29 protein-coding genes are annotated in these 25,987 nt (G+C 59.2%); 17 read left to right on the top strand and 12 right to left on the bottom strand.

Going from position 1 to position 25,987, the window contains the following annotated elements; all coding sequences use genetic code 11:
• Position 1: 1 nt before the first annotated feature.
• Positions 2–1,918, bottom strand: a complete 1,917-nt coding sequence (locus BM074_RS20975) for an ABC transporter substrate-binding protein (RefSeq protein ID WP_091925047.1) — start codon at positions 1,916–1,918, stop codon at positions 2–4.
• On the bottom strand, positions 1,912–3,801 hold the full coding sequence (locus tag BM074_RS20980; RefSeq protein WP_091925050.1) for an ABC transporter ATP-binding protein: 1,890 nt from the start codon (positions 3,799–3,801) through the stop codon (positions 1,912–1,914). Before BM074_RS20980 ends, BM074_RS20975 begins: the two co-directional genes overlap by 7 nt.
• A 188-nt stretch (positions 3,802–3,989) precedes the next feature.
• Between BM074_RS20980 and BM074_RS20985 the strand changes: the two genes are divergently transcribed.
• Positions 3,990–4,274 (top strand): AbrB/MazE/SpoVT family DNA-binding domain-containing protein, encoded by a 285-nt coding sequence (locus tag BM074_RS20985; protein ID WP_091925053.1) that lies wholly within the window; start codon positions 3,990–3,992, stop codon positions 4,272–4,274.
• A gap of 179 nt (positions 4,275–4,453) precedes the next feature.
• Here the strand turns inward: BM074_RS20985 and BM074_RS20990 are convergent, their stop codons facing one another.
• Both BM074_RS20990 and BM074_RS20995 read right to left on the bottom strand, forming a co-directional pair.
• On the bottom strand, positions 4,454–5,410 hold the full coding sequence (locus tag BM074_RS20990; protein WP_244533029.1) for a polysaccharide lyase: 957 nt from the start codon (positions 5,408–5,410) through the stop codon (positions 4,454–4,456).
• Positions 5,407–6,744 carry an adenylate/guanylate cyclase domain-containing protein gene (locus tag BM074_RS20995; RefSeq protein ID WP_027233103.1) on the bottom strand — a complete coding sequence of 446 codons (1,338 nt, stop codon included), beginning with the start codon at positions 6,742–6,744 and terminating at the stop codon, positions 5,407–5,409. The genes BM074_RS20990 and BM074_RS20995 overlap by 4 nt, the downstream gene beginning before the upstream one ends.
• A 359-nt stretch (positions 6,745–7,103) precedes the next feature.
• Between BM074_RS20995 and BM074_RS21000 the strand changes: the two genes are divergently transcribed.
• Positions 7,104–8,441, top strand: coding sequence for a nucleotide sugar dehydrogenase (locus BM074_RS21000; RefSeq protein ID WP_091925055.1), 1,338 nt, complete (start codon positions 7,104–7,106; stop codon positions 8,439–8,441).
• 5 nt (positions 8,442–8,446) lie between these two features.
• Here BM074_RS21000 and BM074_RS21005 read toward each other — a convergent pair whose 3' ends face one another.
• On the bottom strand, positions 8,447–9,601 hold the full coding sequence (locus BM074_RS21005; RefSeq protein ID WP_091925057.1) for a DUF3095 domain-containing protein: 1,155 nt from the start codon (positions 9,599–9,601) through the stop codon (positions 8,447–8,449).
• Positions 9,602–9,932: 331 nt separating this feature from the next.
• Here BM074_RS21005 and BM074_RS21010 point away from each other — a divergent pair, with 331 nt between their 5' ends.
• Positions 9,933–10,724, top strand: coding sequence for a helix-turn-helix transcriptional regulator (locus BM074_RS21010; protein WP_091925058.1), 792 nt, complete (start codon positions 9,933–9,935; stop codon positions 10,722–10,724).
• Here the strand turns inward: BM074_RS21010 and BM074_RS21015 are convergent.
• The 7 genes from BM074_RS21015 to motA are packed head-to-tail and all read right to left on the bottom strand — an operon-like array spanning position 10,721 to position 15,926.
• The gene (locus BM074_RS21015) at positions 10,721–11,161 is read right to left on the bottom strand and encodes a hypothetical protein (RefSeq protein ID WP_091925061.1); all 441 of its coding nucleotides are present in this window, start codon (positions 11,159–11,161) and stop codon (positions 10,721–10,723) included. The genes BM074_RS21010 and BM074_RS21015 overlap by 4 nt on opposite strands.
• 27 nt (positions 11,162–11,188) lie before the next feature.
• Positions 11,189–12,253: a flagellar biosynthesis protein FlhB gene (gene flhB / locus BM074_RS21020; protein WP_027233098.1), complete on the bottom strand. Its 1,065-nt coding sequence runs from the start codon at positions 12,251–12,253 to the stop codon at positions 11,189–11,191.
• Between the two features lie 14 nt (positions 12,254–12,267).
• A complete protein-coding gene (locus tag BM074_RS21025) occupies positions 12,268–13,296 on the bottom strand; it encodes a flagellar motor switch protein FliG (protein WP_091925064.1) in 1,029 nt (342 codons plus the stop codon).
• A gap of 5 nt (positions 13,297–13,301) precedes the next feature.
• A complete protein-coding gene (gene fliN / locus BM074_RS21030; RefSeq protein ID WP_036815168.1) occupies positions 13,302–13,652 on the bottom strand; it encodes a flagellar motor switch protein FliN in 351 nt (116 codons plus the stop codon).
• Positions 13,653–13,674: 22 nt separating this feature from the next.
• A complete protein-coding gene (locus tag BM074_RS21035; RefSeq protein WP_091925067.1) occupies positions 13,675–14,127 on the bottom strand; it encodes a BAB2_0123 family type IV secretion system effector in 453 nt (150 codons plus the stop codon).
• Entirely contained in the window at positions 14,108–15,046 is a 939-nt protein-coding gene (locus BM074_RS21040; RefSeq protein ID WP_175499089.1) for a FliM/FliN family flagellar motor switch protein, read from the bottom strand. The genes BM074_RS21035 and BM074_RS21040 overlap by 20 nt, the downstream gene beginning before the upstream one ends.
• Before the next feature lie 7 nt (positions 15,047–15,053).
• Positions 15,054–15,926 carry a flagellar motor stator protein MotA gene (motA, locus tag BM074_RS21045; protein ID WP_027233093.1) on the bottom strand — a complete coding sequence of 291 codons (873 nt, stop codon included), beginning with the start codon at positions 15,924–15,926 and terminating at the stop codon, positions 15,054–15,056.
• Positions 15,927–16,062: 136 nt separating this feature from the next.
• Between motA and BM074_RS21050 the strand changes: the two genes are divergently transcribed.
• The 14 genes from BM074_RS21050 to fliP all read left to right on the top strand — a co-directional run bounded on the left by BM074_RS21050 (position 16,063) and on the right by fliP (position 25,804).
• The gene (locus tag BM074_RS21050; RefSeq protein WP_091925293.1) at positions 16,063–16,845 is read left to right on the top strand and encodes a DUF1217 domain-containing protein; all 783 of its coding nucleotides are present in this window, start codon (positions 16,063–16,065) and stop codon (positions 16,843–16,845) included.
• Complete coding sequence (flgF, locus tag BM074_RS21055) at positions 16,842–17,567, top strand: flagellar basal-body rod protein FlgF (protein WP_091925073.1); 726 nt, start codon at positions 16,842–16,844, stop codon at positions 17,565–17,567. The genes BM074_RS21050 and flgF overlap by 4 nt, the downstream gene beginning before the upstream one ends.
• Before the next feature lie 30 nt (positions 17,568–17,597).
• Positions 17,598–18,971 (top strand): flagellar protein export ATPase FliI, encoded by a 1,374-nt coding sequence (gene fliI / locus BM074_RS21060; RefSeq protein WP_091925076.1) that lies wholly within the window; start codon positions 17,598–17,600, stop codon positions 18,969–18,971.
• Positions 18,968–19,543: a hypothetical protein gene (locus tag BM074_RS21065; protein ID WP_244533031.1), complete on the top strand. Its 576-nt coding sequence runs from the start codon at positions 18,968–18,970 to the stop codon at positions 19,541–19,543. The genes fliI and BM074_RS21065 overlap by 4 nt, the downstream gene beginning before the upstream one ends.
• Before the next feature lie 108 nt (positions 19,544–19,651).
• The gene (gene flgB / locus BM074_RS21070) at positions 19,652–20,032 is read left to right on the top strand and encodes a flagellar basal body rod protein FlgB (RefSeq protein ID WP_091925079.1); all 381 of its coding nucleotides are present in this window, start codon (positions 19,652–19,654) and stop codon (positions 20,030–20,032) included.
• A 4-nt stretch (positions 20,033–20,036) separates the two neighbouring features.
• Positions 20,037–20,456: a flagellar basal body rod protein FlgC gene (flgC, locus tag BM074_RS21075; RefSeq protein ID WP_027233087.1), complete on the top strand. Its 420-nt coding sequence runs from the start codon at positions 20,037–20,039 to the stop codon at positions 20,454–20,456.
• Positions 20,456–20,788 (top strand): flagellar hook-basal body complex protein FliE, encoded by a 333-nt coding sequence (locus tag BM074_RS21080; protein ID WP_027233086.1) that lies wholly within the window; start codon positions 20,456–20,458, stop codon positions 20,786–20,788. The genes flgC and BM074_RS21080 overlap by 1 nt, the downstream gene beginning before the upstream one ends.
• 50 nt (positions 20,789–20,838) lie before the next feature.
• Positions 20,839–21,630, top strand: coding sequence for a flagellar basal-body rod protein FlgG (gene flgG, locus BM074_RS21085; protein WP_091925082.1), 792 nt, complete (start codon positions 20,839–20,841; stop codon positions 21,628–21,630).
• Positions 21,631–21,701: 71 nt separating this feature from the next.
• Positions 21,702–22,121: a flagellar basal body P-ring formation chaperone FlgA gene (gene flgA, locus BM074_RS21090; RefSeq protein ID WP_244533046.1), complete on the top strand. Its 420-nt coding sequence runs from the start codon at positions 21,702–21,704 to the stop codon at positions 22,119–22,121.
• Positions 22,121–23,335, top strand: coding sequence for a flagellar basal body P-ring protein FlgI (locus BM074_RS21095; RefSeq protein ID WP_027233083.1), 1,215 nt, complete (start codon positions 22,121–22,123; stop codon positions 23,333–23,335). The genes flgA and BM074_RS21095 overlap by 1 nt, the downstream gene beginning before the upstream one ends.
• Complete coding sequence (locus BM074_RS21100) at positions 23,332–23,859, top strand: MotE family protein (RefSeq protein ID WP_343051287.1); 528 nt, start codon at positions 23,332–23,334, stop codon at positions 23,857–23,859. The genes BM074_RS21095 and BM074_RS21100 overlap by 4 nt, the downstream gene beginning before the upstream one ends.
• Complete coding sequence (gene flgH / locus BM074_RS21105; protein WP_027233082.1) at positions 23,856–24,569, top strand: flagellar basal body L-ring protein FlgH; 714 nt, start codon at positions 23,856–23,858, stop codon at positions 24,567–24,569. The genes BM074_RS21100 and flgH overlap by 4 nt, the downstream gene beginning before the upstream one ends.
• 12 nt (positions 24,570–24,581) lie before the next feature.
• Positions 24,582–25,070 (top strand): flagellar basal body-associated FliL family protein, encoded by a 489-nt coding sequence (locus BM074_RS21110; protein WP_091925088.1) that lies wholly within the window; start codon positions 24,582–24,584, stop codon positions 25,068–25,070.
• On the top strand, positions 25,067–25,804 hold the full coding sequence (gene fliP / locus BM074_RS21115; RefSeq protein WP_091925092.1) for a flagellar type III secretion system pore protein FliP: 738 nt from the start codon (positions 25,067–25,069) through the stop codon (positions 25,802–25,804). Before BM074_RS21110 ends, fliP begins: the two co-directional genes overlap by 4 nt.
• Positions 25,805–25,987: the final 183 nt, after the last annotated feature.

A 25,987-nucleotide genomic window follows, 5' to 3' on the forward strand; every position in this document is an offset into this window, starting at 1 on the left:
TCTAAACCTGCTCCTCGTTCAGCCAGAACGTATCGGGCATGTAAATTCCGAGATAGCAGGTGGGATCGAAGCCGTAGAGCGCCTGTTTCGGAACATTCTGCAAGCGCGCTGTGCGCAAGATGGGCTGCAGCGTGCCGTTCACGATACCGATCGAGAAAACCTGGCTCGTATAGATTGACAGCATCTTGTGCCAGATTTCCGTACGCTCGGCCATGCTGGAGGATGCGCGCCAGCTGTTCTGCAGATTGACGAGTTCCACGGCCTCCGGCAGATCGGGGGCCTTGCCGTTTTGGCCGAGCGAGAGATAGTACATCCCCCAGAGCGGCCATTGCAGCTGGTCGTCGGCAGTCGGGGCGAGCTGCTGCGGGTTCATGTCGGCGGTTGCCACGCCATTTTCGATGCCATACCAGATCGACATCATGATGTGGCCGCCTTGCGCGCGGCTACGGAAGATGTCGCGTTGGGATGTTCGGGTGAACAAGGCCAGGCCCACCTTGCGCCAGTGATCGGTGATGAGTTCGAGAACGTCGGTATCAAGGGTGCTTTCGCCCGGAGTCTCGACCGTAATCTCCGCAGGCCGGCCATCCGGCAGAAGCCGAATGCCATCGTCATTGCGATTCTGAAGACCGGCTTCATCGAGCAATGCGTTGGCCTGCTCAGGATCATGGTCGATCCACGCCTTGGCATATTCCGGCTTGAACAGGGGGCTTTCCGGCAAAACAGTGTCGGCGCTGGGCTTTCCGAGGCCGTAGAAAGCCGCCATGTTGATCTCATGCCTGTCTATGGCAAGCGACAGCGCACGCCGCACCCTGACATCGCGGAAAAGGTTTCGCCATACATCGTCACCGCAATTCAGATTCGGCAGGATGGCGAGCCGCGAGCCCCGCGTCAGTTTCCACAGATCGACCTTCACCGGATAGCGATCTTCGGCGTCTTTCAGGAACGTGTAGTCGTTAAAATCGATACCCGTCGCCTGCAGGTCGCTTTCACCCGCCCCCGTTTTGGCCGGGATAATGGACGATGAGCTGACATTGAGGATGAACTTGTCGACATAGGGCAATTGCTTGCCGTTCTCGTCGACCCGGTGGAAATAGGGGTTCCGCTCGAAGATGAACTGCTCCGCCGGCGGTGCGGTGGTGTTCCTCCAGGGATAGAGCGTCGGCAGTTCAGGGTTCTCGGGGCGGTACTCGCGCGCCATCTTGATGTGAAGATCAGCCCATTTCTTGACGCGGTTTTCCTTCATCAGTGCCGAAAGCCGAAATTCGTCCTGATACTTCTTGTGGAACTGCTTCATATAGGCCGACGGGCCAACAATGATGAGGGGCTGCGGTCCGGCGAGGGCAGGGAGAAAATTAGGATTGGGCCGCTCCCAGGTATAGCGGACCGTCAGATCATCCACGACCTCGAAACGCGGCAGATTGCCATCGACGCGCAGCTCAAGCGCACCGCCCCCCGGTGTCAGGTCCTTGTTCAAAAGGACGTCTTCCCACCAATAGCGGAAATCAGCGGTGGTGAATGGCGATCCGTCCGACCACTTGTGTCCTTCCCGCAACTTGAAGGTGAAGACCGTATCCTTGTCCGATTGGAATGCTTCGAGAACGTCCGGCTGGAAGACCAGACGCTCGTCGTACCCGACAAGTCGCGCATAGCCGTAGATCGTCATCAGCCGGATATCCTTGGCGCTGCCGATGATGGTACGGATCGTCCCGCCATATTTTCCCGGCATCCGTCCCATGCTCTTCAGCGGTACGATGCGCGGTTGCTTGGGCAGCCGCTCGGAAATCGGAGGAAGACTGCGGGCAAGCAGCCGATCGGCAAGAAAATCCGGCTCGTGCTCCATCTCGCGGTCTGCCGCACGCGCGACCCCGGGCAGGACGGCGCAGCCGAGTGCGCCGAGAACTGTGCGACGCGTTACCAAGGGCGAAGCTCCCGAACGTCAACGTTTTTTCGTGCAAGGACAAAATGGCCGTCGCCGAGATCGGCGGGTATCAACGGGTCTCCCGCTTCATCGGGCCTGAATTGCGGCGCCCACTCGCCCTGTTCGGAGGCGCCGCTCGCCTGCAGCGTCGTAAAATCGAGCGGGCGATCAAGGTCGGGGAAGGGGACGGCGGCGAGAAGACCGCGCGTATAGGGGTGGACCGGGTTGCGCAGGATGACCTCCCTCGGTGCGAGTTCGACAATGCGCCCGCCCCACATGACCGCGATACGGTCCGCCATGTAATCAACGACGGCGAGGTTGTGCGAAATGAAGAGATAGGTCAAGCCGAGCTGCTTCTGCAAGTCCTTGAGGAGGTTGAGGATTTGGGCCTGCACCGACACATCGAGCGCTGATACTGGCTCGTCGCAAATCAGCAGTTGCGGGCCAAGGGCAAGCGCACGGGCGATCCCGATACGCTGGCGCTGACCGCCGGAAAAGCTGTGCGGATAGCGATTAAGGAAGCGCTGGTCGAGACCTATGGCCTGCATCAGGCCGCGCACCTTTTCGAGCCTGTAGGCCCGGTCGCCACGTCCATGGATCTCAAGTGGCTCGCTCAGGATATTCTGGACGGTCATGCGCGGCGAAAGTGACGACACCGGGTCCTGGAAAACCATCTGGATATGGGTGCGCAGATCCATGAGATCGTCGCCCTGGGCCGTGAGTACATTAATCTTGCCAGAGCCGTCATCGAACGTCACCGACCCGCTGTCTGGCGTGACGGCCCGCATGAGGATCTTGCTGACTGTGGTCTTGCCCGAGCCGCTTTCACCAACGAGGCCAAGGCATTCGCCGCGCCTGATATCGAAACTGACGCCATCGACAGCGCGCACTTCCGTTGTATGCTTGCGACCAAAAAGACCGGATTTTCGGGTTTTATACGATTTCGTCAGATCGCGGACCGAAAGCAGGATCTCAGGGGCGTTCGCAACTTCCTTTTTCTTGGCCCACAGCGTGTCGGTCTTCACCGGGACTTCGCGCAGAGCCTTCAGACGCTCGCCCGGCTTCATATCGAAATGCGGGACCGCGGCCATGAGTCCCTTGAGATAGGCGTGCTGCGGATTGCGGAAAATCGCTTCGACGGGTCCGGCTTCCATGATCTCGCCGTGATAGATCACCACGACTTCATCGGCCATGTTGGCGACAACGCCGAGATCATGGGTGATCAGAAGCATCGCCATGTTCAGCTTGTGCTGGAGTTCCCGAAGCAACTCCAGTATCTGCGCCTGGATCGTCACATCGAGCGCCGTCGTCGGCTCATCGGCAATCAGGAGCGCGGGCCGGCAGATCAGCGCCATGGCGATCATTGCACGCTGGCGCATACCGCCCGAAAGCTCGAAAGGGTACATATCATAGGTGCGGCTTGGATTGGAAAATCCGACGTTATCCAGCATCTCCTCGGTTCGCGCGCGGCGCTCTTCCTTGGAAGACTCAGTGTGGATCGCCAGGACCTCGCTGATCTGGTTGCCGACAGTATGAAGCGGCGACAGGGAGGTCATGGGCTCTTGAAAAATCTTGGCCATGCGGCTGCCGCGCAGCGCCCTGATCTGCTCGCCGTCAGTCGGCAATTGCAGAATGTCGGTGGTCCTGCCATCGAGAGGATCGGTAAAAAGAATCTTGCCGGTAGCCTTTGCCGTGTTCGGCAGTATACCCATGACCGACTGGCTTATAACGGATTTACCGGATCCGGACTCGCCGACGAGCGCTGTGACTTTCCCGGGGAGCACGCGCAGATTGGCGCCCTTGACGACGTGCAAACGGCCACCGAGCATCGAAAAGGAGATACCGAGGTTTTCGATACGCAGAAGATCAGACCCGGATTTCATGAGAGCCAACTGTTCCCCGCAGCACATCATTTATCGTTTATTGTGCCGAGACTATCGTACGGTCTTGGGGGAGTCTAGCGTGATAGGCTCAGGCGTGATCGTGCGCCTGCCAATTAGAGTGAAGGCTCTTGGCAATTGCGCTGGGAGCCACGAACTTACTATCGTCTTGCTAACGGGGTGGTTTTTCAATGACCAAGCATGATGAGAGGCTGACAACAGTCGTATCCACAAAGGGTCAGGTCGTCCTTCCGGCGGCAGTGCGCAAGGAGCGGCACTGGCATGCCGGCACCCGCCTTCTTATCGAAGAAACGCCTGACGGCATCTTATTGAAGAACGCTCCCCTGTTTGCACCGACCAGAATCGAAGACGTGGCCGGCATGTTGAAACACGACGGCCGACCGCGATCACTGCAGGACATGGACAACGCGGTAACAGAGGCCGTCAGGGAAAAGAATGATCGCGGTCGATTCTGATATTATTGTGTCTGCTTTCTGGCCGCGAGGCGCTGACATTGGCGAGAGAACGCATGGACTTTGCAGATGCCTTTCACCTCGCCTCAAGCGCCAATTGCGAAGCTATGATGTCGTTCGATACGGACTCTATCAAGATCGCCAAACGTGAAGCTACGTTGGAGGTGTGGCGGCCGGTCTAGCTACGGCGCCGGACAGGCATCCGCGCCAAGCACGTCCTCGCAGCGCGATGAGCGGCGAAAATTGTCATAATAGAGCGTCCAATTGGTATCGTCCGCGGCGCGGTAGGGACCGAACTTGAAGTACTGGTTCTTGCCGAGGCCCTCGTCACCATGGCCAATGCGGCCCTTGACCGTGACAATCCACTTCTTGTTGGCGAAAATCTCGACATGGCCTGAGCCATCCGGGCCGGGCTTGCTGTAAATGGCAAAGTCGATCCAGCCTGAATCCGGTGTCGGCAGTTTATTGCCGCGATCGGTCACAACGATCTCGTTGGTGCAGGCGCTGAACTGGCTGCCGTCCTCAGGTGTCCAGGTCGGGTCAGTGGCAATCAGTGCGCGCATTTGGTTGACGTCCGGCCTATACCAAATGGGTGTCTTGGCTTCGCCGCACGACTTCACGCTGTCGGTGGTCTGGGCGCCAGGCGCCACATAATTCGTTTCGATCGTCGCAAAGAGCTTGCCTTGATTGAGGCGCAGCGCCAGGAAAGGACTGAAATCGCCCACGGCGTCCGGTCCGATTTCACGCTTCCATTGGGCAATCAGGTAGCGGTGGTCGCCCATCGGTATTGGATCGGCGAACTTGACCGCGAAGCCATACCAGACGCCCTGATCATAGGGGACGCGACGATCGGTCTTTTCCCAGATTTCAGCCCGCTCGCTGCAGTTCTTTCGCGAAGCCGGGCAGAATGGCCGCACGCTCAGTTTCAGGGCCCCGGAACCAGTGAGCTTCACCTCCGACTGAAATTCGGCCGTTCCCGCACGCTGCTCAAAATTCTTGCGATAGTAGAGCCCGCCGCTTGGCGCGAAGTCGGCGCCGTCAAACCCGTCATGGAGAAAGTCGCTTGCCGGATCGGCTGCCGCGGGGCTGAGGCTCAGAGTTCCGGCGAAGAAAGCCATGGCAAGCGTCTTTCCGATCATTGCATGAATTTTTCCAATAGAGGGCGACGGGTTTTGGCATCACGGTGCAGAAGCATGACTTGTTCGGCTTCCGAGAGGCCATCATAAGCAACATCGTCGTAGGCGTCATCAATCTTAATCGGATCGCCTGAAGCGTTCGGCAGCAGCACCGTCACCTTGTGGCCGACACCGCGCAATTGTTCTTCGCCGAGCGTGGTCCAGTCGCCCCCGCAATAGGAGGCAAAGGCCTGGCTGGCGATGACTTCATGCGAATATTTTTTGGTCAGCACCTGCAACCGCTGCACTTCATTGACGGCCGAGCCGAATGCCGAAAACGTCAGGCGATCTTTGAGCCCGACATTGCCGAACATCACATTGCCGACGTGGAGGCCGATGCCGTAGCGAACATCGCTGAGCCCGTTGCTGCGGCGATCCTTGTTGAGTTCGGCAACACGCGCCTGCGCCTTGAAAACGGCAGCAAGCGCTGCGTCGCAGGCAATCTTCGACGGATCCTTGTGGCGACCGCACGGATAGACCGCAAGGAAGCCGTCACCCATGAAACTCATGATCTCACCGCCGCTGCGGTTGAATGGGGCGGCAATCGCGTCGAAGAAATGATTGAGCGTGTCGATATAGGCTTGCCGGCCTTCCTTTTCAGCAAGCATGGTCGATTCCCGCATATCGCCCATGACGAGGGCTGCGCGAATGGTCTCGCCGTCCCCGCGCCTAATCTGGCCGTCGAGGACACGCTTGCCGGCATTGCCGCCGAGATAAGTCGTCAGCATATTGTCCGCGAGCTTGCCGAGAACTGCCATCTTGGCCGCAACGGCGAGATGGTTCTGCAGCCGCAACAGCGCGGCAATCATCGCATCGCTGAACCCCCCGGTGCTGTCAGTCGACCACGAACCCATCATGCCTTGCGTGGATTGACCGCCGAAAGGCTGCAGGAAGGCGAGGTAATCGGTCATTCCCTCCTGGCGCAGTTCTTCGAGGACCGGGAATTCCACCGGACCGTCCCTGTCGAGCCGGCGGCGCAAATGTTCGAGATTATTGTTGAGAAGATAAAAATACGGGCTTTGCAGGAAACGCTCCGGCTTGCCGGCCGGATCGTGGCGATATCCCTCGACGCTCATGCCCGTGGCGCGCATCCATGTAAAACCCAAAGCGTCGTAGAGCGGGTGCAGCATGGAAAAGGACAGGTTGACGCGCGCGATGGGGAGGCCAGCCGCGGCTATGCGTTCGCAAAAACCCCTGACGATGGTTTCAAGATTGTCGCCGGCAAGAGAGGCGTGCGTAAGCCAGTCGGCTACCTTGTCGAGGAGAATGGTGGAGACATCAGATTGGGTCGCGCTCATCGCTTGTCCTTACAAAAATACGAGCCACGTCCGTTCCCCACAATTCGGATCGGCACAACCAATCCGTGTAGATCGAAAATGAGTGAATCGGGCTTTGGAGTCAACGTCGCCCGTGGGGCACGTCAGCATTGGCAAGACCAGTCCGATGCAACCGGGGATACTTCGTCGGGCAGTCCTTTATCGATCATTGTTCTATTCCCTCACATGGGTGTCACGACCGGCCGAAGCAATAGGTCGCAACGTCCGGTCTTCAAAAAGCTGACATGCGCCGGAGGAGCTGCACTTGCTTGACACTCCTGTTCATTGCCGCCATCTAAAGCACCCAGATTTGCGCACGCTTTGGCACGAAAGAGATTACCTTGTCCGCTTCACCCTATCTTGCTCTTTCCGGCAAAATCGAAACACGCCAGGCGCAAGCGGGAGTGATCGGTCTCGGCTACGTCGGCCTTCCATTGGCGATAACGCTGGCGCGGAGCGGGTTTGCCGTAACCGGTTTCGATATCGACCCGGAGAAGATCATCGCGCTCGACGCCGGCCAGTCCTATATCGAAGCCGTTTCCAACGAAGCGCTCTCCGACGAGATGAAGACAAAGCGCTTCAAATCCACGACTGACTTTAGCCTGCTCGCAACCTGCGACGTTATCGTCATTTGCGTGCCGACCCCACTAACCAAGCACCGCGATCCCGATCTATCCTATGTCGAGGCGACGAGCCGCTCGATCGCCCGTACGCTGCGCCGGGGGCAGTTGATCGTGCTGGAGTCCACAACATACCCCGGCACCACCGACGATATCGTCAAAACCATCCTCGAAGAGACCGGGCTTAAATCCGGGTCCGACTTCTTTCTCGGCTTTTCGCCGGAACGTGAGGATCCGGGCAACCGCGATTTCGATACCGCCACCATTCCGAAGATCGTCGCCGGAGACGGGGACGAGGCACGCGCCCTGATGCTGGCTTTTTATGGCGCCGCCGTGAAGACCGTCGTCCCGGTTTCCTCGAACGCGACAGCCGAAGCAGTCAAGCTTACCGAGAACATCTTCAGGGCGGTCAACATTGCGCTCGTCAACGAGCTTAAGACACTCTATGCGGCAATGGGGATCGACATATGGGAAGTCATCGAGGCCGCGAAGACAAAACCGTTCGGCTACATGCCTTTTTACCCCGGCCCCGGGCTTGGCGGCCATTGCATCCCAATCGATCCGTTCTATCTGACCTGGAAATCGCGCGAGTACGAACTGCCGACACGGTTCATCGAACTTGCCGGCGAGATCAACGCAGCGATGCCGCGCTATGTCGTTGCCAACCTCGCGGAAGCGCTCGACAGGCGCGCGGGCAAGGCGCTCAGCCGCTCGCGTATCCTCATCGTCGGTCTTGCCTACAAGAAGAATGTTCCGGACATCCGCGAAAGCCCCTCCCTGCGCCTGATCGAAATCATCGAGGAACGCGGCGGCACTACCGACTATCATGATCCTTTCGTTGCGACCGTGCCGACCACACGTGAACATATGAGTCTGAAAGGACGCAAATCCATCGCTCTGACCGAGGAGATCGTTCGCTCCTATGACGCCGTGCTCATTGCGACAGATCACGATGATGTCAATTATGCTGACCTCGCACGTTGGTCGCCCTTGATCATCGATACGCGCAACGTCTTTGCGAAGCTCGGACTTTCGGTCGAACACATCGTGAAGTCCTGACCGGGCTAAGAAAGCTTGGCCTTCAGATTGCTCGCTGCCATCGCATAGCCGCCCGATGCGCCGTCGATGAAATGAATGTGATCGTGCGCCATTGGGGTCGGCACGAAACACGTGATCAGCGCGGAATCCTGCTTGTGCAGGCCATAGCGCGCGATACCGGCGGCCGAAGCTTGGTCGAGCAGCATTTCGATACGGCGCAGGCGTTCAGGCTCGATATCAATGGTCAGCTTCAGCCCGTCATCGAACTTGCGAAAGTCGGAATTCTGGGCCAGCTCGCGCTTGTATATTTTCGGGTCCCATCCCCCGGCCGTCAGTCCGAACTTGTCGAGCACGTATATCAGGATAATCTGTGCAATGATGGCGAGCTTGCGGGTAAATCGCTTGCCCGGCGGCGCTGCTGCGCGCGCTTCGGCGTCGACGCCCGCCGTCGTAAACTTGACGGTGGGACCTTCCGCGGGCAGCGGGTGCGCGCCGCGTCCCTGGCCAGCGGCAACAGCCAGGACATCCGAGACGAGTTTTCGGAACTGCACGTTGGCACCGGTGGTGCCAGGAACCGCAATGATCGAGACGATTGCGCCGTTGCGCGCTTCAATCGGATTCCACCGGCAGGACAGGCCGGTGAGGTCGGGCCGTGTCCCTGTGGGTGCGCGATCCACCGCATATTCACCGGCCTTCATTTGCGCTTCGGCCCAACTCGTGCCACCACCCGCAAACATGGCATAGGAAACGTCAGGGCTCACCGCAAAACGGGCAACACGGACGTCGAGCCCGATCGCCCGTATATCCGCTATGGGCACAAGGGCGGCGCGAAGATTGAGCCCAAGTTCCTCGGCGACCCAGGACTGAACGGCGGCGAGTGCTTCGCGTGCCTTTTCCGAGAGCGATACAGGAAGCGCTACCAGTGCACCGTCACCGCCAAAAACAAAGGGATAGTCCTTCTTGCCGACGGCGTTGAGCAATGCGGAGATCACGCTTGCCCCGGCGGTATTGACCGCTTTGTATCTGCCTTCCGCAATGGCCTCGGTCGAACTTACAATATCTGCTGTCGCAAGCACCCAGTCATCGGGTAGCGGCTGGTAGTTCGCCGTATCGACTACGCCTTCGAATTCCACAAAGACGGGGATCCTATCAAAGAAATTTTCGCTCGATTGTGTGGACATTGTTTGCCATTAGCACAATCGCCGGTAGCAGGCGATCCGGTTTGATCTTCAAGCTGCACGGCGGCAATACAACTGGGTCTTTATTTAATACACCATAAGAGACAGTGGCGGGATGTGAAATCTTCAACTACCAATTGCACAAAACATGAATTGTTCGATTGCTGCAAAAGTGTGTAGAACCAAAAATAGAGTTGTGCGCGTCTTGTGCACTGCGTCAAGCTAGTGCAACCATCCACACGTGATTGATTCTGAACGTCAAACTACGCTTGATTTTCTAGAGTTATTTGGTGATGCCAGCATATTATGCTGAAAATAATGGTTTGCGCTGTACATGCATTTTGATCTGGCCCATTTCCCGGATTTCCAGGAAGGCTTTTCCAGTGGCAGCCTAAAACTAGATACACTGGAAATGCTGAGGGATGTTCGCCAGCAATTAGGCTGTCGCTATATCACTCATATCGGCTATTCAGATCTGACGAAGCCGCAGCGCGGCAGCGATCCTGAAATCTCGGTGTTGACGACCTTGCCGGTCCATTGGGTCGTGCGCTATTCGGCTAAGAACTATTATCGCGTCGATCCGCTGGTGCAGGGCATCATGCAGGCGCGCCGGCATTTCGATGCGATCGGCACGATTCGCAATCTTGCGGAAGACAAAAGCTTGCCGCCGGAATCAAGGAAGTTCCTGCGTGACAGCCAGTTGCGCGGCCTCGGCAACCTCTTTCTCGTCGTGCCTACATCGAACTCGCACGGTTTTCGCGGCGTTACCGAATTCACCTTCGACGTGCAATCAGCCGAACAGATGGCCTCGATCGGCGCCATCGGCAAGCGACTGGCCGGCGTGTCGGCAAAGCTTCACAACAGCCTCCACAGCAACCGCAATCCCGCGCTGGCGGCATCCGTCGCCAGTCTCCTGACCAAACGGGAAATCGACTGCCTCTACTGGGCGGCGAACGGCAAGACAGATGGGGAAATCGGCGAGATTCTCAATATTGCGCGCTGGACGGTCGTCACCTATCTGACCAACGCCAAGAACAAGCTCGGCTGCTCCAACCGAACCTCTACCGTCGCGACGGCACTGGCGCTCGGCGTGATCGAGATGCCTGCGATCAGCAACAAATTCTAGCCGAGGTTCTCGGATGCGGTCAGTTGTGGCAGGCGCGCATTCTCGAAGGCCGCAGCGAGAAGGGCGGTATTGTCGGCCGGGGTCCGGCCCGTCTCCGCAAACCTGACGTGGTGGAGATCGATCTCGGTTGAATCAGCGCCAAGTGTCAGCCGGAAATAGGCGTTGACGCCCATGTTCTTGAACTCGAGATCGAGCATCACCTTCGGTGCCGCATTCCAGTCGAGCGTGTACTCGCCGCCTAGACCGAATGTGAGCGTGTCGGGATAGAATGTCAGCTCCGTCGCTGAATTGACGATGTCGGCGATATTGCCAAAGAGCTCGCAGCGGATGAAGGCGATATAGTCCGCAACGTCCACGAGCCGAAGATCATCCACAACCTCCGTCAAATGTCCGGAGATAATGTCGACGCGGGTTGCGGAATACTGCGTTTTCTTCATGCATTGATCCGATGACGGTCTGGGCAATTATTTTCGACGTGCATTAACGAACTGAATGAGCTCGGCAACTGCTTTGTAAAATTCCGGAGCAATTACACTGTTGACCTGGACCTGTTTATACAACGCCCGTGCCAACTGGACATTCTCAAAGATCGGTACCCCATTTGCTTCGGCGATCTCCCGGATCTTCAGCGCAATAATGTCCTGACCCTTGGCCACGACCACCGGCGCTGAATCCTTTGCCGGAACATAGCGCAATGCAACTGAGAAGTGTGTCGGATTTGCGACGATCAGCGTTGCACCCGGGACCGAAGCGATCATGCGCTGGCGCGCCCGGTCACGACCCAGCGAGCGGAGCCGGGACTTGACGAGGGGGTCACCCTCCGCCTGCTTGTGCTCGTCCTTCACTTCTTGTCGCGTCATCCGCAGTTCGCTGCGCCAATGGATACGGGTCCATGCCAGATCGAAGGCCGCCAGAACGGTCACAGCGATGGCGACAGACGACAGCAGGCGAACAATGTGAGTGCGGATAAGTTCCGGCAGGGCATTGGGCTCGGTAATGATGGCATCGACAAAAAAATGGCTGTCTTCAAAGAAGATCATGAAGACGATCACACTGGCCGCTACGAACTTCACCGTCGATTTCAGGAACTCGACTTGTCCGGCAGTGCCGAAGACCCGCGACCAGCCCTTGGCAAGCGATATTCGCGACAATTGCGGCTCGATTCGATCGAATACGATGCGCGGCGCGTTCTGCAGGACCGACGCAAGGATGCCGGCGCCGGGCACGATGATAAGGACCGGCAGCAGTGCCAACGCCACTGCAGCGCCGACAATTCCGAACAGCTGCCGCGCATCGTCGGCGCTCGTAAGCCGCCAGTCATCCGATTTGTCGAGCAGTTCGGATAGAACCGCGGTCAGTTTCATGCCACCTGGAACCGCGACAAAAACCGTGAGGATGAGAAAGGCAACGATCGATGCAAAGATCGGCACTTCGCGCGAAAAGGGAAGATTTCCTTTTTCGACGGCATCGCTGATCTTCTTTTCAGTCGCTTCCTCGGTTTTGCTGTCTTTATCGGCGCCGTCCGACATGGGCTATCCACGTCTCACGATGCCGGCTCTTCCACGTCGAGCTTGAGGTTGCCCCGCTCCGCGAGACTGATCGCGGTGCGGGCAATAACCCGGCGCGCTTCGGTGACGGCACTTGTGTTGACGTTCGATTGGTTCGAAAGCTCCGTCTCGACCATGCGGCGGCCGCGGGTCGAGAGCGACTGCAGGATGAGTTCCTGCAGATGCGGGTCGCATCCGTGCAGCGCCGTGGTAACGACATCGGTCTGGATCTCGTCGAAGAGCACAAGCCGGGCCCGCTGCGACAGCCGCGCAATATCCTCGAAAGTGAAGAGCTTCGCCTTGATCTTGGCAAGGTCGTCCGCGCCAAGATCCGAAAGACCGGCAAGGATTTCCTCGACATCCGACTTGTCAAGCTGATTGATGATATTGGCAATGGCGCCGTGATGGCTTTTTTCCGAGCTGGTATTCTCCTTGCCGGTCACCTCCTGCTGCAGGACACCTTCGAGCATGGTCGAGATAGCAGGCGTGACCTTCCGAATGTGCAAGGTCCGCTGAATAATGGCGCTGCGTTCTGCCGCAGCAAACCGGATGAGCAACTTTGCCGCAACGTCCGAGGGCAGGCGTGAAATGACGTAGGCGGAGACCTGCGGATGCTGCGCCATAAGATAGCTTTGGAGCACATCCGCCGGAACGCGCGGAAGCTGGTCCCAGACCGATTCCTGCGTGAGGAGTTCCGGACGCCGATTTTCAATGACCGCGCTCGCATCCTCGGCGGATAGCGTATCGCGCAAGAGACCCTCGAAGCGCATGCCGGCTTCCGAAACCGGCGCGCCGTCAGCGAAAGCATTCTCGAATTCCTTTACGAGTTCCTCAAAGTCGCCGGGTGTGATCGGCTCCAGCTTGCGGGCATGGCCGGCGAGCGACCTGAGGTCATCGGCAGTAAAGTGCTTCAAAAGCCGCGACGCGGACGGCCGTCCGATCGCCACCAGCAATGCAGCAACCTTCTCCGGACCGCTGAGGTCATGGATGGCGCTTGCCGCTTCGGATGATTCCTGATCGCTCATTCGGCTCAGGCACCGCTGCCGATGACTTCGGTGAGGCTGACGCCAAAGCGGGACGAATCGTCTTCAAGGACGATGACCTCACCCCGCGCGATGACGCGGCCGTTGACGACGATGTCGACTGGATCGCCGATCTGCTTGTCGAGCGTCACCACTGCGCCGCGACCGAGCTTCATAAGATTTGCAACTGGCATGGAGGTGCTGCCGAGCACGACCTGAACGTCGACAGGTATACCCATGATGAGATCGATATTGGGTTTTGCGCCCGCCTGTTTGCGAGGCTGCGAGTCATCGCGCTTCAATTCCTCGATCGCTTCGTTGAGCTCGTCTTCGATCGAATTCCTGTCGTGGGGGGCCATGATCTATTTATCCCGATGAAGGTTAGAGGACGACGCTTGCGACATCTGCGCTGCGAACGATGCGGTTGACAAAGACCGGAAGGATTTTTGCCGGAGTTTCGGGCTGCGCCGGGGCTGATGCCGCCTTTGCAGCAGTAAAGGAAGGCTGTACCGAGACCGCCGGGGTGCGGACGCCATCCTTCAGATCCGACTTGGCGCGCTCGACGAGATCGATGGCCCGGGTAATTTCGGAACGGACGCGATCGGAATCGCGCAGGCGCGCTTCGAGACGCACGCTTTCGTCGCGGCAGGTCTCGCGTTCCGCCTGGAGGATCGCCAAGGCCTGTTGCAGGTTGGCGGCCGAACTGGCTACCTGGTGGGCCACGATCCGGCTCATCGCGTTGAGGCGATTTGCCTTGCGCAGGGCCGCCAGGAAAACCACAAGCGAGACGGCGGTCAGCACGATCGAGACCAGATTAACCAGCGGCAAGCTCATCAAGGAGATCCTCTTCTTCATTGATGGGGTCGGTGATCCGGACCGTGAATGCGCTGCCAGCCTTGCCAAGACGGCACTTGTAGAGTGCCTGGTGGCCGCTGCGCAGCCGCACCTGGTCGATCGCATCCTTGGGCAGTTGAAGTATCTGGCCCGGCTTCAGGAGCGCAAGTTGCTCGAGCGTCATCGACCCTTGCTGGAGATAGGCCTCCACATCGATGTGGGCGCGACTGACCTCGAGCCGCAGCTTCTTCGCCCATGCCGGATCGGAATGATGGGCCGGTTGGCGGAGCATGCGGGCGATTGCGTCCTGCATGGGCTTGAAGCTCGATCGCGGCAGGAGGATCAGTATTTGCCCGGAGCGTCCGGCCGACTTCAACGTGACAGCGCAGCAAATCATGCGGGTTTCGGAAATTGTGTTGGGCGCGAGATGAGCCGGCTCGACCAGATCGCCAACCTGGAACAGCCCCTCGGCACCTGCGGCAAACATATGGTCGAGCGATGCCGTTACATCCGCAAAGACCTGTCGGGCGATGATGAGGTCCACTGATGTGAGCGGACGTGCGGCGCTGCCCGTTCCGGCACTCGTTCCCGAGCCGAAAAGCGCTTCGATCCCACAATCGACAAAGCTGCGGTCCGCAGCGAGGACGACGCGGGAGCCCCATTTCGATACCGGCACCATCCCGACAAGACCGGATTGCGCGAGCGTGTTCGTGATCGCGTCTTTCTCCAGGGTCCTGACGCCAGCGAGCTCAGCGGTAACAGGCACCTCGGTCTGTGCGGCAAACCGCGCGCCGAACGATGCCGCGAGTTCTCGGAAGACGGTCTCCAGCGATTTGAGGTCATCGACCGACATTCCGGCGGCGCGAAGAATGCTCTCGGCGAGGACGTCAGGTCGTTTGGTTTCCGCTTCGGCTTCCATGATCACCCTATGCTGCCTGCTGCATCGGCGCCGGGGACAACGTCTCCTGCTCGACCACATCGATCGACGGACGGTCATAGGCCGAGATCGTCTTGCGTCCGTATTCGAGCGCGATCTGGGGCAGGGCGCCGTTCATGTAGGCAAGCAGCGTCTGCTTCACGATCATGTAGAGGCGGTTCTGCTTCTCGCGCGTCGTCTTGATCTTCGTAGCGATCGGACCGACGACACCGTAGGAAAGGAAAATGCCGGCAAAGGTGCCGACCAACGCGGCGCCGATCAAATGGCCGAGAATTTCCGGCGATTCATTGAGCGCGCCCATCGCCTTGATGACCCCGAGCACGGCGGCAACGATGCCGAGCGCCGGCAGGCCTTCCGATACGGCGACCATGGCGTTGTATGGCTTCAGCTTGTCGCGGGCGATCGTGTGGAGTTCTTCATCCATGAGCGCTTCGATCTCATGCGACCGGGCATTGCCGATGATGATGAGGCGACAGTAGTCGCAGATGAAGTTCGTCAGGTCGTGATTCTTCAGCACACTCGGAAACGCCTGAAAGATCGGCGATTCCGTTGGATTGTCGATGTGAACTTCGACTTCGTTGCGCGATTTCGCGCGCAGCTCGCGCATCAATGCGTAGAGCACGCCGAGGACGTCCAGATAATCGCGTTGTTTGGGGATCTTGTTGGTGAACGCTTCCATGCAGGCGCGGCCCGTATCCTTGACCGCTGAAAACGGATTGGCAACGAGGAAGGTGCCGAAGGCGGAGCCGCCGATGATGACGAATTCCCATGGCTGCATAAGAACGGCGACATGTCCGCCCATGGCGATAAATCCGCCAAGCAGACACCCCATCGTCACGACCAGTCCAATAAGAATACCCAAGTCACTCTCCCGCAGGTTCGAAGCCAAGAGCTAGCAGTTGCGGCTTGTGTGAACCTTGCAGGATTGGAGGGACGGCGCGGACAGCTTCAGGCAAGCTTGGTCTGCGACACATGCGCAAACCCTTCGGGAAAGGCGCATCATGAACACTTTGACGAGCTACACCCTGATCGCTAAGGATTTGCCGCGGTCACTTGCCCGTGTATCTGCAGAACCCGCGGTCAAGCGCGACAGCGAGTACTACCTGAAGAACATCCAGAACGTGAAATCCGTCGACGATTTCATGAAGGACACGCGGCTCTACAATTTTGCATTGAAGTCATTCGGCCTTGGTGACATGGCCTATGCCAAGGCGTTCATCCGCAAGGTGTTGACCGAGGGCATCGACAGCAACGAGGCTTTCGCCAACAAACTCAATGACGGGCGCTACAAGGAGCTTGCGACCGCGTTCAACTTCGTGAAGTACGGCGACAAGGCCACGAGCCAGCCAGGAACGCTGCAGCCGATCGTCGACAAATATGTCCGCCAGACACTCGAGGTGGAGACTGGCCAACAGAATGAGGGGGTTCGTCTGGCGCTCTATTTCGCCCGCAAGGCGCCCGCGATTACCAACGCCTACGAGATTCTTGGCGACAAAGCGCTGCTTGAGGTCTTTCAGACCACTTTCTCGATCCCTGCGCAGACATCCGGCATGGACATCGACCGCCAGGCCAAGATGGTCGAGGACAAGCTGAACCTGGCGGACCTCAAGGACCCCGCCAAGCTCGCCAAGCTGATCACGCGCTTCACCGCGATGTATGAGATGAAAAACCCTTCGACCTCGACCAGCATACCGTCGCTGCTCGTCGGCGGTTCCACGCAGATCGGCATCGCCGACAGCATCCTGACAACGCTGCAGTCGTTCAAGCTTGGTGGCCGCTGATGGAAAATTCGATCTATGTTGGCCTGTCTTCGCAAATCTCGCTTGAACGGCGCATGGACGCGCTGGCGCACAATGTCGCGAACATGTCGACGCCAGGCTTTCGCGCCACCGGCATGAAATTCGACGTCATGGTTTCGAAGGCGGCCGAGAATTCGAGCTTCGTCAGCGCCGGCGAAAGCTTCATCAAGACCGAGGCAGGGCCGATTACCCAGACCGGCAATCCGCTCGACGTCGCTGCCAAAGGCAATGTGTGGTTTTCCCTGCAATCCCCCGCCGGACAGGTTTTCACCCGCGACGGGCGCATGCAGATGTCGACAACCGGCGAACTCCTGTCGGTCAAGGGCTACCCAATTCTCGATGCCGGCGGCCAACCGCTTACGATTGATCCCAATGGTGGCCCGCCGCAGATTTCGCCTTCCGGAACAGTTACCCAAAACGGCCGCCAGCTTGGCGTGATCGGACTGTTCACGATCGATCCGAATGCGAAGCTCACTTACTTCGACAATTCAGCTGTCATTCCAAGTGTTGCGGCGCAGCCGGCGATCGACAATCCGGATGCTGGTGTAATCCAGGGCGCTATCGAGGGGTCGAACGTCGACGCCATCAGCGAAATGACACGCCTGATGAATGTCTCCCGCGCCTTCGAACGCGTCGATGCGCTGCTGCGCGGTAGCGAGAACACGTTCAAGGATGCCGTCAGGACCCTCGGGTCCAGCACATGAGCCATCCCTTAGGCCCCCGATAGCTAGCTCATGCGCGCATTCGAAGACGCACTTCAGACCATAGCTGAGCGAAAGGGCAATCTCGACGCGCTGGCCCGCCTGATTTCAAAGGCGACAGGCGAACGCGCCGTGGCGACCGGCGGCTATGTCGAGGATGTCTCCCGCTCGGCGATCGGCGTGCGCGGCATTTCCGACTGCACGCAGCTCGGCGACATGGTGATGATCCGGACCACCGAAGGTTTGCGCCCGGCGGAAGTCGTCCGCCTCGAACAGAAGCGCGTGCTGATCAAGCCATTCGATGACCGCATCGTGCCTTCACTCGGAACGCCGGTCTTTCCGGAGGGACAACTGCGCCTGTCGCCAGCGGCAAGCTGGAAGGGCAGGGTCATCAACGCGCTTGGGGAACCGCTTGACGGCAAGGGGCTACTCGCAGCGGGAAGCGAGGCCGTGCCTGTGGATCGCGCTGCGCCGATGGCCATGGAGCGCGGCCGCGTCGAAAAGGGACTGCGCTGCGGCGTTAACGTCGTCGACGTCTTCGTCCCGATGTGCTTCGGGCAGCGCATGGGTATCTTTGCGGGCTCCGGCGTCGGCAAATCGACATTGCTCGCCATGATGACGCGGGCCGCCGACTTCGACACCGTCGTCCTTGCGCTTACCGGCGAACGTGGCCGCGAAGTACGCGACATGCTCGAAGACACGATGGCGGGCAAGCTCGACAAGACGATTGCGGTTGTCTCGACGGGCGACGAAAGCCCGATGATGCGGCGGCTTGCGCCAAACACCGCGACGGCCATCGCCGAGTATTTCCGCGATCACGGTGACAATGTTCTGCTTATCGTCGATTCGATTACCCGCTTCGCCCATGCCGCACGCGAGATCGCGATTGCGGCCGGCGAACCCTCGGTTTCGCGTGGTTATCCGCCGAGCGTGTTCAGCCAGTTGCCGCGCCTGCTCGAGCGGGCCGGACCGGGGCTCGATGGCGAAGGCACGATCACAGGCATCTATGCGGTCCTTGTTGACGGCGACGACCATAATGATCCTGTTGCCGATGCAATCCGCGGCACGCTCGACGGGCATATCGTACTCGACCGGGCCATTGCCGCGCAGGGCCGTTTTCCCGCAGTCGATATCCTGAGTTCGATTTCGCGCCTCGCGCAGCACAACTGGACACCCGAACAGGCAAAGCTTGCGACCAGCCTGCGGGGTCTGATCGCGCGGTTCGAGGAAACGCGCGACCTGCGCATGATCGGTGCCTATCAGGCAGGCAACGATCCGCATATCGACCAGGCGGTCACACTCGTTCCGCTCATATACCATGCCATGCAGCAAACGCCGGCATCGCCCCTGTCGAACGATCCCTACAGCGATCTCGCCGCCGCGCTGAGACCAAAGGAGCCATCATGAAGCCCAGCGACACGAAGCGTCAGGCGTCAGGCAAGGCAGACGCGATTGACCCGCCACCAGTGCGCGTCCGTGACAAGCGATTCGACGGCTATCTGAAGGGCGCCGGCATCGTGCTCGCCACGATCTGCGCCGTGCTCCCCTTCGTCATGTATTACGACATTCTCGATGCGCGGCCAAAGCCGCTTGCTTCCGGAATAACGGTGCGTGACCCCCTCAATCGGACCAATCAAAAGGTTGTAAGGGAAACGCACGGCAATCGCGGCTCGGCACAGGCGCAAACCGGAGAAGGCGTCGATGCGATGACCACGGCCACGACTGCGGAACTCACCGGTGAGAGGCTCAAGCAGATCGAGGAGGCGAGCAAGCAGCCTTTCCCCGGCAAACCGGTATTCCTGCTGCGCGAGGTTGTAGGCGGCCTGGTGATGATCGAGGACGAAAGCGGCTACTGGTTCGTCGAAAAAGGCTCGCCTTTGCCGGATGGAAGCACGCTTGTCGCCATCGAGCGCGGCGCCGATCCGGGCAGCTTCTCGATCAAGACCTCCGATGGCGACGTCATCACCCGAACCAACTGACTCGAGCCAACGACAGAAGTTCCGAAGCTGGCTCGGGCCGCAAGTCTCACGCAAGTTTGGCAGCGTAGGTTAAGCAAAGATTAAGCGCTTCTGACGTGCGAGGAAGACATGCAGGGAATCCATCTGTTCGAACTGGCATCGCGTCAGGCCGAATGGCTGTCGGTGCGGCAAGCGGCCGTTGCCGGCAACGTTGCCAACGCCAATACGCCCGGCTTCAAGGCGCGGGACGTCGAACCGTTCAAGGACGTGCTGCAGCAGACGCAGTTGACGATGACTGCGACCAATCCGAAACACCTCGAAATCGACGCGTCCGGAATTGCAGCAACCACCATGCGCAAGGATGCGGTTGCCGAGCAGAACCACTCGAAAAACACCGTCAGCCTCGAAAGCGAGATGGTAAAATCCGGTGAGGTCAACCGACAGTTTGCGCTCAACACCAGCATCGTGAAGGCGTTTCACCGAATGATGCTGTCTTCGGTAAAGAGCTAAGCCGATGTCCGATCCGCTACAGGCCGCCCTCAAAGTTGCCGCTTCCGGTCTCAACGCCCAATCGACGCGGCTGCGCATCGTTTCGGAAAACCTTGCCAATGCCCAGTCGACGGCCAAGACAGCCGGCGGCGACCCTTACCGCCGCAAGACCGTATCGTTCGCCACCGAACTCGATCGAAGCACCGGCGTCGAAACCGTACGTATTGCCGAGGTCGGCAAGGACACCTCCGAGTTCGTCGAAGAGTACGATCCCAGCCACCCGGCCGCAGATTCGCGCGGCTACGTCAAATATCCGAACGTCAGCATGGTCGTCGAAATGGCGGACATGCGCGAGGCGAACCGTTCCTATGAAGCCAATCTCCAGGTGGTCAAGCAAGCACGCGAACTCATTGCCATGACCGTCGACCTCTTGAGGAATTCCTGATGATCGATCAACTTCTCAGTGTTTCCACCCGCAACGCTCTTTCGAAACTGACCGAGACGGTGAGCCAGGGAACCGGCGGGGCTTCTCAGGTCCAGCCCGCAGCCACCACCGGCGGGCCTTCCTTCGACAACGTTCTCTCGCAGCTCGCCGGATCGGTCAGCGGCAAGCTCGAAAATGCCGAGGCGATGTCAATGAAGAGCATGACCGGCGACGTGCCGACGCGTGATGTAGTCAATGCCGTCATGGATGCCGAGCAGTCGCTCCAGACGGCGATCGCCATCCGCGACAAGATCGTCCAGGCCTATCTCGAAATCAGCCGCATGCCGATCTAGGCACATCAACGGAACTTGGCCGACATGGCCGGAAGGGCATTAGAAATTCCATGAAAGCGCTCACGATCGCTGCGACCGGCATGAATGCCCAACAGCTGAACCTGGAAGTGATTGCCAACAACATCGCCAATATCAACACGACCGGTTACAAGCGCGCCAAGGCAGAGTTCTCGGACCTGCTCTATCAGGCCGAACGCAGCGCCGGCGTGCCCAATGCCTCGAACCAGAGCGTCGTTCCGGAAGGCGCCATGGTCGGCCTCGGCGTGCAGACATCGGCCGTCCGCAACCTGCATATCCAGGGCGCGCTGAATCAGACCGGCAATCCCTTCGACGTCGCCATGGTCGGGCGCGGCTGGTTTCAAATCCAGAACGCCGCCGGCGAAACGCTCTACAGCCGCGCCGGCGCTTTCAACACGAATGATACGGGACAGCTCGTGACACTCGACGGCAACCTCGTCGAACCTAATATCGTCGTTCCGACGGATGCGGTCGAGGTGAAGATCACGGAAACCGGGCAGGTCTTTGCCAAGATGGCCGACCAGACGCAGCTCGTGAACCTCGGCCAGCTGCAGATCGCCAATTTCGCCAACGAAGCCGGCCTCGAACCGCTCGGGGACAATCTCTTCCGCCAGACCGATGCTTCCGGCGACGCCGTGGTTGGCGTTCCGGGCGATCCCGGCTTCGGTACGCTCAAGCAGGGTTATCTCGAGAGCTCGAATGTCGATCCGGTCAAGGAGATCACGGATCTCATTACCGCACAGCGCGCCTACGAGATGAACTCCAAGGTCATCCAGGCCGCCGATGAAATGGCATCGGTCGTCTCGAAGAATCTTGGCGGCTGAGGATAATCATGACGGCAGCAGGACGCACATTCGCAAACATCGCAGTCGGCATCGCGCTCGCGCTATGGGCCATGGTCCATGCCACCGGCGCGATGGCCGAGCGTATTGCGTTCATCGTGCCGTCGCAAATTATCTACCCCGGCCAGACCATCGGCAATGAGGGTCTGTCCGAAAAGATCTTCACCATCAAGGCCAGCGCTGCCGGCAATTACGTGCTCCACGTCAATCAGCTCGTCGGCAAGGTTGCGCGACGGACGCTGCTGCCGGGGCAGCCTATCCTGGTGACCGCCGTCAACGAGCCCGACCTTATCCAGCGCGGCGTTGCGGTTCCTCTGGTCTACAACACCGGCTCTCTCGTCATCAGCGCAAAGGGCGTGGCGATGGAGCCGGGCCACGCCGGCGATTTCGTCAAGGTACGCAACGTCGACAGTGGCATCATCGTGACCGGCACGGTACTAGCCGACGGCTCGATTCAGGTCGGGATGCAATAATGCGGCTTCTCGCCTTACTCCTTGCCTTCATTCTTACCGGGACGATTGCGGCCAATGCTGGCGAGTCCAACGACAAAGGCTATAAAACCCCTGCCGAAGCCAACGCTGCCTGGCGCCGCGCCGAGAACGAAGCCGAGCGCTGGGGCAGTGCCGCGTCGCCGCTGGGCGAGGGCGGTGCGATCGCACGCCTCAAGGACATCGCCAATATCCAGGGCGTCCGCGAGAACCAGCTCGTCGGCTATGGTCTTGTCATCGGCCTCAATGGTACTGGCGACAGCCTGCGCAATGCGCCGTTCACCGAACAGTCGATGCGCGCCATGCTCGACAATCTTGGCATCAGTCCGCCTCCCGGAGCCTCGCGCGTCAAGAATATTGCAGCCGTCATCGTCACAGCAAACCTCCCGCCCTTCGCCGGGCGCGGTTCGCGTATCGACGTCACGGTGTCGTCGCTCGGCGATGCCACTTCGCTCGCCGGGGGCACACTGGTCATGACGGCCCTTGCCGCCGCGGACGGGCAGAACTATGCCGTTGCGCAAGGCAATCTCGTCGTTTCCGGCTTTTCCGCATCGGGCGATGCGGCGAGCCTGACACAGGGCGTTCCGACCAGCAGCCGCATCCCAAACGGCGCCCTTGTTGAAAAGGAAGTCACCGGCAACTTCGGCCAGGACGAATTGGTGGTTGAGCTGCGTGAGGCAGACTTTACGACCGCCGTCCGCATCACCGACACGATCAATGCCTTCGCCAAGCGCCGCTACAAACAGCCGGTCGCCAAGGAGCGGGATTCGAAATCGATCCGCCTGCGCAAGCCGAAAGACATCTCGGCCACCCGCTTCGTTGCCGAGATCGAAGGTCTCCCCGTCCCGACGGACGAGGTTGCACGCGTAGTCGTCGACGAGCGCACCGGCACCGTCGTGATCGGCGAAAAGGTGCGCATCTCGCGTGTCGCCATCAGCCACGGCAGCCTTTCGGTGCGCGTTACGGAAACGCCGATGGTCGTCCAGCCTGAGCCCTTCAGCGATGGCGTGACCGCGGTCGAGCCCAATACCGATATCCAGGCAACGCAAACGTCCAATATCGGCGTTCTCGGTGGAACTGATCTCGAAAGTCTCGTCAAGGGGTTGAACCAGATCGGCGTGAAGCCTCAGGGCATCATCGCCATCCTGCAGGGTATCAAGACGGCGGGCGCCCTGCATGCGGAACTGGTGGTGCAATGAGTTACGCCTGGACGGCTTCGGGTAGAGCCTATCGAGCCCTCTTCGGGATGATTCTAGGCGCGGCATTGAGCTTTGCCGGGGTGGCAGGCGCCCAGGATGCAGGGCACGAGGATGCCACGCAGGAGATCGACCGCTATTGCACCAACATCAACGACAAGGCCGCCGATGCGCGCTACGCCATGCAAACGCGCGAACTTCAGCAACTGCGCGCCGATGTCGATAGCCGCATCCAGGAACTCGAAGCCAAGCGTCAGGAATATGAAGTTTGGCTGAAGCGCCGCGATGAATTCGTCGACAAGGCCGAAGATTCGCTCGTCGGCATCATTTCAAAGATGCGCCCAGATGCCGCCGCTGCGCAAATGGCGCTGCTCGGCGATGAAGCGGCAGCGGCGCTGTTGCTCAAGCTCAATCCGCGCGTATCGAGCGTCATACTCAACGAGATGCCGCCCGATAAGGCCTCCAAGCTCGCGCGTGTCATTGTCGGATCGCGCGTCGTTTCACAAAAAGAAAGAACCGCCCAATGAAAAAAGCGGCCTCCTTCATCTTGGTCGCCAGCCTTATGGGCCTTGCCGGCTGCGCCAATAATTTCCGCGATCTCAACCGGGCGCCAGCCATGTCGCCGGTGGGCGCAGGCGTCGGCCAGACTTTCAGCGTCACCGATCCCGCCTATTATCCGACGCAGCCGAAGCCGCAGCAATATTCGCTCTGGCAAGACCGCCAGGCGGGATTCTTCCGCGATCCGCGCGCGGCCAATCCCGGCGACGTGCTCACGGTCATCATCAGGCTCGACGAGGAAGCGAAGTTCGACAACAAGTCGAATCGTTCGCGCGCCTCCTCGCAAGTCTACGGCGCAACGGCCGATATCAGCGGCAGCGGGATTTCGGGCGGCGACATCAGCGGCAATCTCGACCTGAACTCGGATACAAAATCGAAGGGCGAGGGCAAGATCGAGCGTTCTGAGAAGATCGACCTGCGCGTCGCCGCGATTGTCACCAACATCCTGCCGAACGGCAATATGGTGATCCAGGGATCGCAGGAAGTCCGCGTGAACTACGAGTTGCGTATCCTCAACGTCGCCGGCGTCGTGCGGCCGCGAGACATCTCGGGTTCCAATACGATCTCTTACGACAAGATTGCGGAGGCGCGCATCTCCTACGGAGGCCGCGGACGGCAAAGCGAAGTGCAGCAGCCGCCATGGGGACAGCAAGTCCTTGACACCGTTGCACCATTCTAAAGGTCGAAACCGATGAGCGCCGTCGCCGAAGAAACCACACCACCACCAAAGGGTCCATCATTGGTGGCCCTGATCGGCGTTGTCGTCATCCTGACCCTCATAGCTGCCGGCGGCGGATGGTTCCTTGGCGGCAAGCTTGGCCTCGCGAAAGACGAGGCGGCGGAGTCGGCGACCGAAACCATTCGCAGGCCTGCAGCTGAGGACATGCCGCTTGGAACGGTCGTGCCACTGAAGCCTATCCTCACCAATGTGAAAATTCCGCAGAATGTCTGGTTGCGGCTTGAAGCCGGCATTGTGGCGCGGCCGGGCGAGAAAATTCCGGACGAGCTTGCCGCGACGATCACCGGCGATTTCATGGCATTTCTGCGCACGGTCAACCTTATGCAGCTTCGTGGCCCGGCCGGGCTCGAATATCTGCGAACGGACCTCGAAGAGCGAGCGAAAATGCGCTCTGAGAGCAAGATCGAAAAAGTCTATATCTGGGCGCTGGTGATGGAATGAAAATACGTCTGCTGACGCCTCTGCTGGTCCTCGCACTCGGCGGGACCGCCATGGCCCAAACGCCATCGATCCTCGAAGGGCTCCTGCCGCCCGGCAGCGCCTCGACAAGTGGCCAGATCATCCAGATGCTCGCGGTGCTCACGGTCTTGTCGATCGCGCCTGGCCTCCTGATCATGGTGACCAGCTTCACCCGCTTTGCCATTGCATTTTCCCTGCTTCGTGCAGGCCTTGGTCTGCAGACCACACCGGCAAATCTGGTCATGATCAGCCTTGCGCTGTTCATGACCTTTTACGTCATGGCTCCCGTGTTCGATCGCGCGTGGCAGAACGGTGTCCAGCCGCTCGTCAACAACCAGATCACCCAGGACGTCGCGATGAATGAAATCACGACGCCCTTTCGTGAATTCATGCTGCGGCAGGTACGCGATAAGGATCTCCGCCTGTTCGAAGACCTTGCCGACGAATCCTTTCGCACCAAGGCGGACGGTGTCGTCGATTTGCGCATTCTCATCCCGGCATTCATGATTTCCGAATTGCGTCGCGGGTTTGAAATCGGGTTTCTGATCGTTTTGCCGTTTCTTGTCATCGACCTCATCGTCGCAACTTTGACCATGTCGATGGGCATGATGATGCTGCCGCCAACGGTACTTTCCCTGCCGTTCAAGATCCTGTTTTTCGTGCTGATAGACGGATGGAACATCCTCGTCGGGAGCCTGATCCGCTCCTATACGTGAAACGTCCGTTAGCCGGCGAAAATTCCATTCGCCGGCGGAATTTTCATATTAGATAAAATCCATAGGACCTTGTTATTAAAACGGTAATACATTAGACGTACTGATCACAATATGACGGGTTGCCTTCAGGGCAATAGGCATCAGGCCGCTCCGTCACACCGGTGAAAACCCGGTATGTCCCCT

The organism is Phyllobacterium sp. CL33Tsu (assembly GCF_900113985.1).
Lineage (GTDB): Bacteria > Pseudomonadota > Alphaproteobacteria > Rhizobiales > Rhizobiaceae > Phyllobacterium > Phyllobacterium pellucidum.

Excerpts from the sequence above, each read along its gene's own strand:
- BM074_RS20980 (WP_091925050.1), bottom strand. The coding sequence starts at position 3,801 with ATGAAATCCGGGTCTGATCTTCTGCGTATCGAAAACCTCGGTATCTCC.
- BM074_RS20985 (WP_091925053.1), top strand. The coding sequence starts at position 3,990 with ATGACCAAGCATGATGAGAGGCTGACAACAGTCGTATCCACAAAGGGT.
- BM074_RS20990 (WP_244533029.1), bottom strand. The coding sequence starts at position 5,410 with ATGATCGGAAAGACGCTTGCCATGGCTTTCTTCGCCGGAACTCTGAGC.
- BM074_RS20995 (WP_027233103.1), bottom strand. The coding sequence starts at position 6,744 with ATGAGCGCGACCCAATCTGATGTCTCCACCATTCTCCTCGACAAGGTA.
- BM074_RS21005 (WP_091925057.1), bottom strand. The coding sequence starts at position 9,601 with ATGTCCACACAATCGAGCGAAAATTTCTTTGATAGGATCCCCGTCTTT.
- BM074_RS21010 (WP_091925058.1), top strand. The coding sequence starts at position 9,933 with ATGCATTTTGATCTGGCCCATTTCCCGGATTTCCAGGAAGGCTTTTCC.
- BM074_RS21015 (WP_091925061.1), bottom strand. The coding sequence starts at position 11,161 with ATGAAGAAAACGCAGTATTCCGCAACCCGCGTCGACATTATCTCCGGA.
- flhB (WP_027233098.1), bottom strand. The coding sequence starts at position 12,253 with ATGTCGGACGGCGCCGATAAAGACAGCAAAACCGAGGAAGCGACTGAA.
- BM074_RS21025 (WP_091925064.1), bottom strand. The coding sequence starts at position 13,296 with ATGAGCGATCAGGAATCATCCGAAGCGGCAAGCGCCATCCATGACCTC.
- fliN (WP_036815168.1), bottom strand. The coding sequence starts at position 13,652 with ATGGCCCCCCACGACAGGAATTCGATCGAAGACGAGCTCAACGAAGCG.
- BM074_RS21035 (WP_091925067.1), bottom strand. The coding sequence starts at position 14,127 with ATGAGCTTGCCGCTGGTTAATCTGGTCTCGATCGTGCTGACCGCCGTC.
- BM074_RS21040 (WP_175499089.1), bottom strand. The coding sequence starts at position 15,046 with ATGGAAGCCGAAGCGGAAACCAAACGACCTGACGTCCTCGCCGAGAGC.
- fliI (WP_091925076.1), top strand. The coding sequence starts at position 17,598 with ATGCGCGCATTCGAAGACGCACTTCAGACCATAGCTGAGCGAAAGGGC.
- BM074_RS21065 (WP_244533031.1), top strand. The coding sequence starts at position 18,968 with ATGAAGCCCAGCGACACGAAGCGTCAGGCGTCAGGCAAGGCAGACGCG.
- flgB (WP_091925079.1), top strand. The coding sequence starts at position 19,652 with ATGCAGGGAATCCATCTGTTCGAACTGGCATCGCGTCAGGCCGAATGG.
- flgC (WP_027233087.1), top strand. The coding sequence starts at position 20,037 with ATGTCCGATCCGCTACAGGCCGCCCTCAAAGTTGCCGCTTCCGGTCTC.
- BM074_RS21080 (WP_027233086.1), top strand. The coding sequence starts at position 20,456 with ATGATCGATCAACTTCTCAGTGTTTCCACCCGCAACGCTCTTTCGAAA.
- flgG (WP_091925082.1), top strand. The coding sequence starts at position 20,839 with ATGAAAGCGCTCACGATCGCTGCGACCGGCATGAATGCCCAACAGCTG.
- flgA (WP_244533046.1), top strand. The coding sequence starts at position 21,702 with ATGGTCCATGCCACCGGCGCGATGGCCGAGCGTATTGCGTTCATCGTG.
- BM074_RS21095 (WP_027233083.1), top strand. The coding sequence starts at position 22,121 with ATGCGGCTTCTCGCCTTACTCCTTGCCTTCATTCTTACCGGGACGATT.
- BM074_RS21100 (WP_343051287.1), top strand. The coding sequence starts at position 23,332 with ATGAGTTACGCCTGGACGGCTTCGGGTAGAGCCTATCGAGCCCTCTTC.
- flgH (WP_027233082.1), top strand. The coding sequence starts at position 23,856 with ATGAAAAAAGCGGCCTCCTTCATCTTGGTCGCCAGCCTTATGGGCCTT.
- BM074_RS21110 (WP_091925088.1), top strand. The coding sequence starts at position 24,582 with ATGAGCGCCGTCGCCGAAGAAACCACACCACCACCAAAGGGTCCATCA.
- fliP (WP_091925092.1), top strand. The coding sequence starts at position 25,067 with ATGAAAATACGTCTGCTGACGCCTCTGCTGGTCCTCGCACTCGGCGGG.